The organism is Streptomyces sp. NPDC054863, assembly GCF_053610825.1.
Window position 1 is genome coordinate 1 of sequence record NZ_JBSGZD010000224.1, and the last position, 13,183, is coordinate 13,183.

At 69.4% G+C, this 13,183-nt stretch carries 11 protein-coding genes; 4 read left to right on the forward strand and 7 right to left on the reverse strand.

The window, feature by feature from the left end; translation table 11 throughout:
• Positions 1-382: aldehyde dehydrogenase family protein (locus tag ACWGIG_RS28980; protein WP_453324643.1), on the forward strand; the 382-nt coding region annotated here is incomplete at its 5' end.
• 216 nt (positions 383-598) lie between these two features.
• On the opposite strand, the gene ACWGIG_RS28985 is transcribed toward ACWGIG_RS28980, so the two are convergent.
• The 3 genes from ACWGIG_RS28985 to ACWGIG_RS28995 form a co-directional block, all read right to left on the reverse strand.
• On the reverse strand, positions 599-790 hold the full coding sequence (locus ACWGIG_RS28985) for a hypothetical protein (RefSeq protein WP_453324644.1): 192 nt from the start codon (positions 788-790) through the stop codon (positions 599-601).
• Positions 791-972: 182 nt separating this feature from the next.
• Positions 973-1,653 carry a hypothetical protein gene (locus ACWGIG_RS28990; protein WP_453324645.1) on the reverse strand — a complete coding sequence of 227 codons (681 nt, stop codon included), beginning with the start codon at positions 1,651-1,653 and terminating at the stop codon, positions 973-975.
• Positions 1,654-2,656: 1,003 nt separating this feature from the next.
• Entirely contained in the window at positions 2,657-3,124 is a 468-nt protein-coding gene (locus ACWGIG_RS28995) for a MarR family winged helix-turn-helix transcriptional regulator (RefSeq protein ID WP_453324646.1), read from the reverse strand.
• A gap of 103 nt (positions 3,125-3,227) precedes the next feature.
• Between ACWGIG_RS28995 and ACWGIG_RS29000 the strand changes: the two genes are divergently transcribed.
• The gene (locus tag ACWGIG_RS29000) at positions 3,228-4,442 is read left to right on the forward strand and encodes an amidohydrolase family protein (RefSeq protein ID WP_453324647.1); all 1,215 of its coding nucleotides are present in this window, start codon (positions 3,228-3,230) and stop codon (positions 4,440-4,442) included.
• Positions 4,443-5,112: 670 nt separating this feature from the next.
• A complete protein-coding gene (locus ACWGIG_RS29005; RefSeq protein WP_453324648.1) occupies positions 5,113-6,831 on the forward strand; it encodes a hypothetical protein in 1,719 nt (572 codons plus the stop codon).
• 87 nt (positions 6,832-6,918) lie between these two features.
• Here ACWGIG_RS29005 and ACWGIG_RS29010 read toward each other — a convergent pair whose 3' ends face one another.
• The 3 genes from ACWGIG_RS29010 to ACWGIG_RS29020 are packed head-to-tail and all read right to left on the reverse strand — an operon-like array spanning position 6,919 to position 7,732.
• On the reverse strand, positions 6,919-7,212 hold the full coding sequence (locus tag ACWGIG_RS29010; protein ID WP_453324649.1) for a hypothetical protein: 294 nt from the start codon (positions 7,210-7,212) through the stop codon (positions 6,919-6,921).
• Between the two features lie 32 nt (positions 7,213-7,244).
• Positions 7,245-7,589 carry a hypothetical protein gene (locus ACWGIG_RS29015; protein ID WP_453324650.1) on the reverse strand — a complete coding sequence of 115 codons (345 nt, stop codon included), beginning with the start codon at positions 7,587-7,589 and terminating at the stop codon, positions 7,245-7,247.
• Positions 7,586-7,732 (reverse strand): hypothetical protein, encoded by a 147-nt coding sequence (locus ACWGIG_RS29020; RefSeq protein WP_453324651.1) that lies wholly within the window; start codon positions 7,730-7,732, stop codon positions 7,586-7,588. The genes ACWGIG_RS29015 and ACWGIG_RS29020 overlap by 4 nt, the downstream gene beginning before the upstream one ends.
• 412 nt (positions 7,733-8,144) lie before the next feature.
• On the opposite strand from ACWGIG_RS29020, the gene ACWGIG_RS29025 reads away from it, so the two are divergent.
• On the forward strand, positions 8,145-8,945 hold the full coding sequence (locus tag ACWGIG_RS29025) for a thioesterase II family protein (RefSeq protein WP_453324652.1): 801 nt from the start codon (positions 8,145-8,147) through the stop codon (positions 8,943-8,945).
• 136 nt (positions 8,946-9,081) lie between these two features.
• Here ACWGIG_RS29025 and ACWGIG_RS29030 read toward each other — a convergent pair.
• Positions 9,082-13,183: amino acid adenylation domain-containing protein (locus tag ACWGIG_RS29030; protein WP_453324653.1), on the reverse strand; the 4,102-nt coding region annotated here is incomplete at its 5' end.

The following is a 13,183-nucleotide window of genomic DNA, read 5'->3' on the forward strand; positions in this document are numbered from 1 at the left end:
GGGCGGCTACTACGTCCAGCCGACGATCTTCGAGGGCGACAACCGGATGCGCGTCTTCCAGGAAGAGATCTTCGGCCCGGTCGTCGCGGTCACGTCCTTCTCCGACTTCGACGACGCGATCGGCACGGCCAACGACACGCTGTACGGCCTCGGCGCGGGCGTGTGGACCCGCGACATGAACACCGCGTACCGGGCGGGCCGCGCGATCCAGGCGGGCCGTGTCTGGGTGAACAACTACCACAGCTACCCCGCGCACGCCGCCTTCGGCGGCTACAAGCAGTCGGGCATGGGCCGCGAGACGCACAAGATGATGCTGGACCACTACCAGCAGACGAAGAACATTCTTTGCTCTTACAGCCCGACGAAGCTTGGGTTCTTCTAGAGCTCCAAGTGGGTTGCCTGGGCGCTGCGTTGCGCTCCAGGCAACCTCACACGGCAGTCACTCTCTGAAATAACAAACGCACCTTGCGTCAACATTCAGCCCTCAGAGCACTCCTCCTCGGGCCAGTCACGGGCCACGGCGGCTCCGAGGCACTACTCCCAAACGCCTGATTGAAAGCAACGTTGACGAGTCTGTGCTCGGGGTCGCCGCCCTCTCTCAAGACCAGGCGCGCAGCTCCGCCATGGCGTCGCGCACAGCAGTCGTGAGGACGGTCACCCGCTCGGTCGATGTCCGGCGCTGCGCCCCCACCATGCGGCCGGCCTCCAACGCCACGGTCTCCAACGAGAGCATGTTCTCGCCGAGCAGCCGATGGCTGACCAGGTCGACGGGGTGTCTGTGCTCGCGCACGGTATGGAGGTCGTACCTCGTGTGGCCACCCTCGGCGTCGTCCGCTGCACCTGAGCTGCATCCTCCGCGCCGGGACAGGAGCGGGCGACGAACTGGAATTCAGCACGGTGGGCGACGAGCCAGGCAAGGTAGTACAGACCCTGATTGATACCCCCGGGTCGACGCCCCGCTTGTACTCGACATTACCGATGGCCCACTGCTGTATCCAGACCGTTGCCCAGGGGAAGTGCATCAGGTCCGTGGCGCGGTCGGTTTGCTTTGCAGATCTCGTCGGCGAGCGTCTTGAATCCGACGGGGGCGCAGATGTCGCGGACGCGCCGCAGAGTGGCCAGGGCGTGACCCTTGCTGCCGCGGGGCAGTGCCATGACCTCGGTTCGGCTGAGGACGTGGAATCTCCACTGGCCCAGGTCCAGAGCGTCGTACTGGTCGTGAGTGCGGGCGCCATGCAGGGCGAAGACATAGACGTCGGCCTGGAATTCGTGAGTCTGTGGCGGGTGGGCTTCGCGGGCGCTCGGATCCGTGGGAACGGTTTGCGGAATGTCCCAGCGGGGGTCCTTACTGGCTCGTGTCTGACTCCACGCCTGGACGTAGCCGCCCGCCTTGACCTCGATCTTGACCCCGTCAGGGCTCAGGACGTCATAGGCATCCCATTCCACTCGGTTCGCACTTGCACCCACCGCTCGGGCAACGAGGAACTCCGCCAGGTAACCGCGCACAGTGTTCGTCCGCAGATCGGACATCGCGAAGCGCCAGAAGTCCAGGACCGTGTCATCCAGGCCCGCGAATGGCTCAGTCCCGGACAGCGGCGGAAGCGGAGGGGCGATGATCGAACCGGGAGGAAAACTGCGGGCGACATGGTCCATGCCGCCAAGGATCGCGCATCCCCGACAACTGCGGCGTCGGCAGCCTCCGGCCGGCGTGCCGGGGCGAAGAACCACCACCCTGGTAAGAACTCGGGTACAGAAACTGAAATCCTTCCTCGAACTCACCCTCACGGGTGCGGATTTCGCTGTCACCGATGAGACCGCTCAGGTGGGGCCGATCTGCCTGTATGTCCCGTGCAGTGCCACGATTCCCGAGCGACGAAGGTCGGGTACTGACAGACTCGGCGCCTGTGACGGGAAGGCCCATGGGCTTCGGATTCCGCGTCGGGGTACCCGGCTTGAGCGTGCGCGTCTCGACCAGAGGGGTACGCATCTCCATCGGGCCCAGGATGGCCAGGGTGAGTGTGGGCGGCGGTCGGACCACTCTCTCGTCCGGGACGGGCCCGCTCTATGCCTCCAGCGCGCTGGGCAGCGGGCGCCGGACTAGTACGAGTCGCTCCGGTTCACGTCCGCGGGCCGCCGCGCCTTCAAGCGCGCAGCTGGAACGGGGCCGCCGGCAGGCGGAGCGGGCCCAGCAGGAGGCGGAGCGTGACGCGGCCATTGCGCACTTGCGGGAGTTGCGCCAGCGGATGACCAGCGTGCACCTGGAGTCCTTCTCCCCCGCACATCCGCCGGTGGTTCCGGTCCCCCCGCAGCTCGGGCTGCCCCGGGGTGTTGGCCAAGGCGAAGACCCTGGTCATAGACCAGGCGCGTCCACCCGCCGAACTCCGCATTCTGCTGCTGGGACCCGCACAGCCCGTGCCGCGCGGAGCAGTCCTTGAACGTCACCCGCTCCAGGTCCACGACCAGGAACCCGTTCCCTGCCGTGCCCAGAAAGCCGCGTAGATCTATCCCGATGTCCTGGGCCGCCAGCAGGTCCAGCTCTCCCCGGGCCCGCACCACCCTGCAGTGCCGCTCCGCGCCAATCCCGTCCTAAGATCGTCCGTCTCCGCGATCGACGCCTGCGCCCCGGACCATGATTCGGCGTCGGGACGCTGCTCGGTCAGTCGCGGCTTGCGGCCTGTCTTCTGGACCAGGCGGTGGCGTCAGCTCCGTATCGGGCCAAGAGGCGTGCGAACTGGATCTGCTCCTCCGACGACCAGGCAACAGTGATCTCCTGGAACGCCTTCCGCTGTTCAGAGGCGAAGCGGTTGCGTTCGGCCTCGCCGTGCTCGGTGAGTTCGAGTACGGTGCGACGTCCGTCGGACTGGGATGCCGCCCGGCGCAGCAGCCCCTCCTCTATGCAGGCGGCGACGGTCCGGCTGGCCACCGGCTGGGCGACGCCCATCTCGGAGGCGAGGCCACCGACGGTCGTCTCGCCCGGCGCATCGGCGATCACATTGAGCACGAGGTTGCGGGAGAGGTCCTTGCCGGATGCCGGTGCGCGTCGTCGCAGACGTGACAGCGCCGGGCCGATCTGGTCCAGCGCCAGGTCGTCGGACGGTTGCTCGGGAGAAGACGCGCTGCTCATGCGGCCGAGTCTAGGCCCAGCCCGCACATTTGCATACCAGGAGGTAAGTGCATAGCTTTAGGTATGTAAATCCAGAACGAGCGACGACACGAGGCGGACCGACATGGCACTCACCGCGATCACCAACGCGCAGATCTTCGACGGAGAGAAGGCGGTAGGCACGCAGACCGTCGTCATCGACGGCGGGAGGATCGCCCGTGTCGGGGGCGACGCTCCTCAGGGCAGCGAGATCGTCGACGGCAGCGGCGCCACCCTGCTGCCTGGACTCATCGACGCCCACGTTCACTCCGCTCCGGGCTCTCTGGCGCTCGCCCTGCGGTTCGGGGTGACGACCGAACTGGAGATGCAGGGGATGAACACCCGGGAGAACCGGGGCCTCATCACCGACGACGACACCGTGGCTGACGTGCGCTCTTCCGGCTTTGCCATTACCCCGCCCGGTGGTCACCCGAGCGAGTTGATGCCGGAGGGGTTCCGGCCGAAGTGGGATCTCCCCCCGGTGATGCCCCTGATGCCGTTCTCCACCACGCCCGAGGAAGCAGCCGCCTTCGTGCCCCAGCTGCTTGGCCGCGGGTCCGACTTCATCAAGTTCATGATCGACGACGGCAGCGTGGAGGGGCACCCCGGGCTGCCCGCGCTCGACCAGGCCACCTTGAACGCCGGTGTGGCCGAAGCCAAGAAGTACGGAGCCCTCGCCGTGGCCCACGCGCTGACCGTGGATGCCACCAGGATGGCCGCCGAAGCCGGCATCGACGGCCTCACGCACGTGTTCATGGACCAGCCGCACAGCACCGAGATCATCAGCGTCATCAAGGACGCGGGAATGTTTGTCATCCCCTGCATCACGCTCAATGCCTCGATGATGGGCATCACCGGCAGCGACCTCGCCGACGACCCCCGGGTCGCCGCACGCCTCGACAGCAAGTGGGACCAGACCCTGCGCTCCAGCTACAACCGCTACCCGCAGGGCAAGCTCGACGACGTGTACGAGACCGTGCGCGCTCTGGACGCCGCCGGCGTCGACGTTCTGGCCGGCACCGACGTGTCCATGCCCGAGACGTTCTTCGGCGGCCTGGCACACGGAGCGAGCCTGCACCACGAACTGCAGTACCTCGTGGCGGCCGGCCTCACGCCCGCACGGGCCCTGCGCGCCGCCACCGCGACCACAGCCCGCCGCTTCCGCCTCAGCGACCGGGGCCGCATCGCCGAGGGACTCCGCGCCGACCTCCTGCTCGTCGACGGCGACCCGGTCAGCAACATCAGCGACACCCTCAACACCCGCGCCATCTGGCGCCGCGGCACCCGCCGGGCGGCATGACCGCAGGACTGCCCCTCAGCACTCCAACGGCATTTCTCCCACAGCTCTGGTCAGCAGCTCGGGTGTGTGGGGGGCAGCGGGGTGCATCTACTGCCGACCGCTCCGCCACCCCTGCCCACGCCACACCCCCAGGTACGCCGCCGCCACAGTGTCCATTCTCGACGGCGGAGCGACGGGTGAAGCGTCCCCTCGATCGTGGGCACCTGGAGACTGGGACATGAGGTTCCACAGGAAGTAGTGCCAGGTGGGAAGCAAGAACATCCGCAGCAAGCGGCGCACGGCCAGCGCGCCAAGTTCCGGGCCATTCCCGGACCGACGTTGCTCAACACGACGCACTGGACGGCTTTTTGGCTGGTCAACAGGGCATTGACCCGTGTATCACCAGCAGACCAAGAACATTCTTTGCTCCTACAGCCCGAAGAAGCTTGGGTTCTTCTAGAGCTCCAAGTAGGTTGCCTGGGCGCTGCGTTGCGCTCCAGGCAACCCGTGCCGGAAATGCGCCCTCGCCTCCTGGGTCACGGATCAGGTGACGGCACGTGATCAGCAGCGTGCGCGGAAATGGCGTTGTGGCGCCTTTCAGGGGAGCGGGCCTCTCGGTACAGTCCATCGTCAGGGAGGGGCCCGGGGGCAGAAGCGTGTCTGTGGGCAGGGTGGGAAGGAAGCGTCGCAGGTGCTGGAGGAGTTACGTGCGGCGGTGGCCAACCACCGACTGGTCAACCTGACCGGCCCGTTGGGAGTGGGAAAGTCGTTGCTCGCGGCCCGTCTGGAGGACGCGGCCTCGGTGGACCTCGACCGGCCCGACGCGCTCGTCGCGCTGCGCAGCGCTCTGGCTGAACCCGCCCGGCGCATGCTGGTGATCGACAGCGCCGACGGCCAACGGCGCCTGAACGTACTGCGCGCCGTGCTCGATGACGCCGAAGGCGCGCACCCGACCGTGGTCGATGACGCCAAAGGCGAGCCCCCGACCGTGGTCGTCGTCAGCCGCCGACCGGTCCTGGTCCATCCTCGTTGGGCGTACTCGGGAGCCGTCGCCGTCACCATGGCACCCGCCCGCGACGGGCAACTCCCCACTCGTGCCGCGGGAATCGAGGATGCCGACGGGCGGGCGCTCGTGGCCCGGCTGGCAGGCGGCATCCCGCTGCTCTCGGACGCCGCCTGCCGTGCCCTGGATTCCAGCGTGTCGGCGGTGTCCCCCGGCGCGGTCGCCGACCAGCTCTCCGAGGTGATCCTGGACCGGCTGGGCCGCGAGTTGCCCGGCAGGCGGTGGCGGCACGCGCTGCGGCTCCTCGCCACGGTGGGATGCGGGGACGAGGAGCTGCTGCCCGGTGGCCCGGACCGCTTCTCCTCGCTCGCCGCGCTCAGCATCGTCAGCCGCGACACCCTCGGGCTTCGGATCACGGAACCGTACCGGACGATCCTCGAACTGGCCTACCGGTGGCGGCGACCGGAGACACACGAGAGCGTCCGGACGCGCGCCCGCGACTACCGCCTGACCCTGCTCGATCGTGCTCGCGACCCCAAGGAGCGCGCAGACCTCACCGACCAGGGTCTCTTCCTCACCGGCGACCCGCTGCTGCGCCGGGAGTTGTTCCCGGCCGACGAGCACGCGGTGGGCTTCCACACGGCCGTCGCCGCAGACGCCGACGACATCGGGCGGCTGATGCGCCAATGGGCCCTGGACAGCGGCTTCGACCCGCGCCGCTGCGACCGCTTCACCGAGCGCTGGGGCGCGGACGACATCTCCGCGTTCCACCTCGCGCGCGACCGGGACGGCCGGGCGATCGGCCTCGCCAATCTGATGCCGATCGGCGCGCACACGGTGGACGGTCTGGAACCGCTGCTCCAGCAGCACAGCAGGGCGCTGACCGCCGGAGGGCTGTTTCTGGGCGTCGCCCACTGCGCCGGCACAGCGGCGCGTGCCCACCTGTTGCGCTACGTACTGCGCCAGGCCGTCCAGGGCGAGCGCCTGGTCGTCTCCACTGCCAGCCCGCACTACCAAGTCCTGGTCCAGGGCCTCGGTTTCCGCGGGCACGGCGGCATACGGGACGACGTGTACTCCTGCGGCCGGCCTCCGGAGGTCTTCACCCACGACTTCACCGCCGCCGACCTGCCCGGCTGGCTGAGCGGGATCGCCTCCGGGGACGGGCTCGACACGGCGGGCGTCACACCTGTCGTGCCGAGGCTCGCCCCCAAGGAGCTGCGCATCCTGTTGGACTACGCCTCCGGCCTGACCCTCAAGTCCGCGGCCCGGCGGGCCGGCGTCACCCCGAACACGGCCAAGTACTACCTCGGCCAGGTCAAGGCCAAGTACCGGGCGGTGGGCAGACCTGCGTACACGAAGATCGATCTGGCTCTGAGGGTCCGCGAGGACGGACTCGACCGGCTGTGAGCCCTGGATCGGTCCCGGACCGCCGACGGAGGAGGACGGGTCCTGTTGAGGCGCACCGGTTCGCCTCAACAGGGAATGCTCGCCGGGTCAGCGGGTGCAGCTGATCGCGGCGTTCGCCGAGTAGTACCCGGGCGCGAGCCGGTAGGAGTTGGCGTAGAGCAGCACGCACTGCTCGTTGCGGAAGCCGTTGATCAGCGCGCCTTGGCGGGCCATCTGCTCGGCTTCCCGCTTCGCCTCCTTCGGGCTGTTCTCGTACCCGGAGCCGGTGAACGTCATCGTCTCCTGTATGCCGTGTGTGCCGGCGTGGGCGACGGTCGGTGCGAAGGCGGCGACGGCCGCGAGAGCGATGGCGGCCCCGCCCCGGATGAGTATCGAGTTCATGTCGGTATCCGTTCGTTGGAGGTGGGTGTGATTCAGCGCTGACAGAACAGGCTGGCGACGGCGGAGTACACGCCACCGCCGACCCATCGGACATCGGTGGCGCGGACGTGGCACTGGTTGGCCTGCCAGCCGGCCCCTTGGGCGATCGAGAAGGCCATCCGGGCGGCGCCGTCCGCCGCCTGGGACGGTGACGTGCCCATCCCACTGCCGGTGAACGTTCTCACCTCGGTCGGGGCGAGCTGCCGGCTGATTCCGCTCGGGGCGGTTCGGCCCCCGGCCGGGTCCGCCTGGGCGGACGTGGCACCTCCGACGAGGCACGCCGCTGCGGCAAGGGCCGTGGCGGCGGAGCGCAGACCTAAGACAGCCGATCGTTTCACCGGGTCTCCTTCGTGGTGGTCGGTGTTCGGTGGTCGAGGTGTTCCGTGGTCGGTGTTCGGTGGTCGAGGTGTTCCGTGGTCGGTGTTCGGTGGTCGAGGTGTTCCGTGGTCGGTGTTCGGTGGTCGAGGTGTTCGGTGGTCATGGAGGATTGCCGAGGCGGCGTGCGACGCGAGAAGCAGACGTGGGACGCAGCCGCGGTCGTCGTTGCCCTTCCCGCGGGCCGCTCCGACTTCGAGAAACGTAGCGATCTCCGTCGAGGGTGCGGTACCCACCCTTTCGGGCGGGTACCGGTGGGGTTTCGTGGCAGTCCGACCAGCCGGGTCGTGATGCGAGGCCGCCCACCTGTACGGGTGGCTCTCTCTTCCCTTCACGTCTCGGGAGCCGTGCCGGCGATGCCAGGCGGGTGGGGTCCCGCCGTGCCGGGCTGTGAGAATGCTGCACAGCACCGCGCCGGATCGGTCGACGGCAGTTCGGCCAGAGTCGCCGCGGACGCGTCCCCCGAACGCTCGGGGCAGAACATGCCGGTTCGGCAGCGACAACAGAGAAGAGCGGTGATGAACACGATGCCCCATGGGACATCGGCTTCCCAGTGGTTCCGGCTGATACGAGGCGGCCGGGCTCCGGCCCTTCGTCTCGTCTGCTTCCCCCACGCGGGGGGTGCGGCAAGCTTCTTCCGCTCCTGGACCCACCTGGTGCCCGACAACGTGGAAGTGCTGGCGGTGCGGTACCCAGGGCGTGAAGACCGGATCTTCGAACCGCCGGTCGAACGCATGGAGGAGCTGGCGGAGTCGCTCGCGGATGCCTGCGCGAGCCTGTCGAGCGGTCCGCTGGCGTTCTTCGGCCACAGCATGGGCGCTTCCGTGGCGTACGAGGTCGCGGTGCGCCTGGCGGCGGCACCCGGCGCGGTCGGGCCCGAGGCGTTGTTCGTCTCCGGCAGAGCGGGGCCGGGCAAGACCCGTTCCCGGGGACTCGCCGACGCGACCGATGAGACGCTGGTCCAGGATCTCGCCGCCATGAGCGGCACGACTGCGGAGGCCCTCCTCAACAAGGAGTTGCGGGAGCTGCTGCTGCCGACGGTGCGGGCCGACTACCGCCTCCTTGAGCGCTATACGCCGTCGGCCCCGTCGCCGGCTTTGGACGTTCCCGTCTACGCCTACTACGGGGACCAGGACGACAGGCTGGACGGGGATTCGGTGCATGCCTGGTCCTCGGTGACCCGGTCGGCCTTCGGCACACGCTCCTTTCCCGGCGGGCACTTCTACCTGGAGGAGCAGGCGGCGCCCCTGGTCGCCGACATGTTCACCCACCTCGGTGCGGAAGGCGTTGGCCCGAGGGAGCGGCTCCCCGTTTCGTAGAGGGCTTGTGCACGGGTGCCCGCGAGGACGTGGCGCCGGCACAGGCACAGGCAGTTGAGCCCGTCCAGGCCGTCCGATCCGTGCTGTCCCGGCGGATTGTGGGGCCCACGCGCGATCTCACGCGTGGGCCCCGACGTCACTGCGAACGCCTCGCCAAGGCGGCAGCCAGCACCGTCCCCACCTGACGTAGGGGCTCGGGCTGGGTCATGTGGTGGTGCGCGGAGGCCACGGGATGGATGTGCAGGCTCCCTGTGACGTACGGGGCCCAGCGCTGGAGGACCTCCCCCTGGGAAATCTCCGTCCCGGTTGCGGGGAAGTGGAGCATGTCGCCGACGAAGCGTCCCGGCGTGGTGCGCCGGACCATCCGCCAGTTGTCGCGGGTGTTCTGGATCACCCCTCGGATGTTCCCCTCGGTGAGCTCCTTCAGGGCGGGGAACTCCTCCTTGATGATCTTCAAGGTCTCGGGCACGGTGAGCGGATGGTCCGGGGTGTCCACCGGGTGCCCGAGAGCGTGCAGGAGCTGAACCATGACGGTGTGGTCGTCCGCCTCCGCGTGCGGGGCGTCGGCGTCCGCCGGGTAGGCGTCCATCACGGCCAGAAGAGCGACCTCCTGCCCGGCCTGCTGGAGCCGTACCGCGACGGCGTGCCCGAGGTTGCCGCCCATGGACCAGCCCAGCAGGTGGTACGGGCCGCTCGGCTGGACGCTCGTGATGTGGTCGACGTACCAGGTGACCAGCGCATCGAGGTCGGACGGGGTCGTCTGCGCGAGGGTGACGCCCGGAGCCTGCAGTCCGTACACGGGTTGGTCGGCGTCCAGGTGCCGCACCAGACCGATGTAGGACAGGCCCACACCGCTGGCGGGGGGCAGGCAGAACAGCGGCGGCCGGTCTCCGTGCCCGCGCAGCGCCATCACCGGCTGGAAGAGGTCCTCCTCGGTGCCGGTGCCGAGCAGCGACGCCAGGCCCGCCACGGTCGGGTTCCGGAACACGCTCGCGAGGGACAGTTGCGTGCCGGTGGCGTCGCGGATCTCACCCACCAGCCGCACGGCGAGCAACGAGTGCCCACCCAGGTCGAAGAAGTTGTCGTCCACCCCGACCGCAGGAAGGCCGAGGACGTCGGCGAACACCTCGCGGAGCAGGTATTCCTGGGAGTTCCCCGGTTGCCTGCCGGTGTGTTCGGTGGAGTGGTCCGGGGCAGGCAGCGCCTTGCGGTCGAGCTTGCCGTTCACCGTCAGCGGCAATCCGTCCACCAGTTGGACGATCGCGGACGGGACCATGTACTCCGGCAACAGGGCCGACAGGCCGGCCCGGACTTCCGCAAGGTCCGCACCGCCGTCCGCACCGCTCGCCGGAACGACGTATCCGGTGAGGCGTTTGTCGCCCGGCTGGTCCTCCCGGACCACCACCGCGGCCTGGCCCACCGACGGGTGGGTGAGCAGGGCGGCTTCGACCTCGCCGAGCTCGATGCGGAACCCGCGGACCTTGACCTGGTCGTCCGTACGGCCCACGTACTCCACCACACCCCCGGTGGTCCACCGGGCCAGGTCACCGGTGCGGTACATCCGCTCGCCCGGCCCGCCATAGGGGTTGGCGACGAACCGCTCGGCGGTCGGGCCGGGCCGGTCGAGATAGCCCCGGGCCAGCTGGGCCCCGGCCAGGTACAGCTCCCCGGCCACACCGGTCGGTACCGGCCGCAGCGCGGCGTCCAGCACGAACACCCGGGTGTTCCGGACCGGGCGGCCGATGGGCACGACACCGCCCGTGTCAGCTCCCGGCTCACAGGTGAACGCGGTGACCTCGATGGACGCTTCGGTCGGCCCGTACAGGTTGTGCAGCGGAACACCGAACGAGGCCACGAACCGGTCCCGCAGCCCGGCCGACAGGGCCTCGCCACTGGCCATCACCGCACGCAGCGACGGCATCGTCCACTGCGACGCCTCGGCCGCCGCGACGAACACTTCCAGCATCGACGGCACGAAGTGGGCGACGGTCACCTGCTCGGACCGGATCAGCTCGGCCAGATAGCCAGGATCGCGGTGCCCGCCCGGACGGGCCATCACGAGAGTGGCGCCCCCGAGCAGGGGCCAGAAGAACTCCCACACCGATACGTCGAACCCGAACGGCGTCTTCTGCACCACCCGATCGCCCGGAGTGAGCTGGTGGACGTCCCCCGCCCACGCCAGCCGGTTCACCACACCCGCGTGCGGGACCGCCACGCCCTTGGGCCGCCCGGTGGACCCCGAGGTGTAGATGACGTACGCCGGATGGGCGGGCAGCAGTGCCCCGCCACGGTCGGCGTCCGACAGGTCCCCGGCAGCCCGCTGTCCCAGCTCGGTCACGGTCGCGGGGTCGTCCAGCACCACCCGCGTCACGCCCTTCGGCAGTACGTCCTCGGCCTGACGGGTGGTCACCACCAGCGCCGGCCGCGCGTCCCGCAGCATGTCGGCCACCCGCTCCGCCGGATACTCCGGATCGATCGGCACATACGCCGCACCCGCCTTGACCACGGCGAGCAGGGTGGCGACGAGATCCGACGAGCGGTCCATCACGACCGCCACCCGCCGCTCCGGACCCGCCCCACGCGCCACCAGGACACGCGCCAGCCGGTTCGCCCGCGCGTTCAGCTCCGCATAAGTGAGCCGAACTCCCTCGAACACGACCGCGTCCGCATCCGGAGTCCGGGCAGTCCGCGCCTCGAACAGCCCGGGAAGCGTCGCAGGAGCAACCTCACACGCGGTGTCGTTCCACTCGACCAGCAGCCGCTCCCGCTCGACGGCCGGGACCACCCCGACCTGGCCGAGTGCGGTCGACGGTGCCGTCTCCAGCGCCGACACGACGGCGTCGGCCGCCGTGCTCACCAACGAGGAAAGGGCGCGCGGATCGATCGGGGAGACCGTCTGAGCCTTCACGACAAAGCCCTCACCGGTGTCGTCGATGCTGACGGTGACCGGGTAGTTGGTGCGCTCGTGCGCCTGGAGCAACTGGACACCGTCAAGTGTGGCGCCGGCAGCGGCGGCCTCGCTGTGGCGGTAGTTGAACAACGAGGTGAACAGCGGGCTCTGAGCGGAAACTCCGCCGGCCTGCTGCGCCACCGCCAACGGAGCGTGCTCGTGCACCAGCAGCTCCGCGAGCTGCCGCTGCATCCCCCGTACCGCCTCCAGCACGCCCCCGGCGCTCGCGTTCACCCGGACGGGCAGGGTGTTCATGAACAATCCCGGCACCCGGTCCGCGCCCGTTCCGGCGTTCATCCGGCCGAACAGCACCGTGCCGAAGACCACGTCGTCCCGGCCCGAGGTCGCTGACACGACACGCGCCCAGGCGACGTGGAACAGCGTCGCCGGGCTGACACCCAGGCGTCGCGCCTGCTCCCTCAGTCGCCGCGCGAGGCCTGCGTCGAGCGGGGTCCGCGCCTCGGTCACACCACGGCCGTCCCCGAGCACGTCGAGCAGGCCGTACGGCGCGGTCGGCTCGCTCACATCGCCGAGCAGATCCGCGAAGAACGCCTCGTGTTCCTGGGGGGACACCCTCGACCTGGCCTGCCCGACGAACTCCCGGAACGGCAGCGGCTCGGGCAGGGTGTCCTGCCGCCCGTCGAGGAACGCGGCCACCTCACCCATGACCACGTCCAACGCGGTGTGGTCCTGGATCAGGTGATGGACCTGGAGGACCACGATCCAGCGGTCCCCACCAGGCTGCCTGGCCATATGGGCGTGCAGCAACGGGCCTCGGGAGAGGTCCATGCCCGGCGGGCAGGCCGCGAGGAGCCGGTCCGCCAGCTCCGACCGGTCCGCCGTCTCCGACCGGTCCGCCGTCTCCGAAATGTCGTGGTCCGTCTCTGCGGGGAGGCTCACCTCCCGCACGGCGAGTGTCGCCTGGCGCGCCACCACCTGGACCGGTTCGCGCAACCCCTTCCAGGCGAAGGAGGTCCGCAGGATGTCATGCCGGTCGACGACCCGCTGCACCGCGGCGAAGAACGCCTCCACCCGTGCCCGGGAGTCGAAGTCCAGCACGATCGGCAGGATGTAGGGGTCCCTGGCGGTCCCGCTCTCCATCAGGGAGTGGAAGAGGATCCCCTCCTGCAGCGGGGCCAACGGGTAGATGTCGGCGATGTCGGCCGCCCCTCCCGGAACGGCGGCGACGATCCGATCGATCTCCTCGCCGGTGAGGTCGACCAGCGTCACCATCTCCGGCGTGATCGTCGTGGCGTCGGCGGGGATGCCGTTCGGCGGGACGGCCACC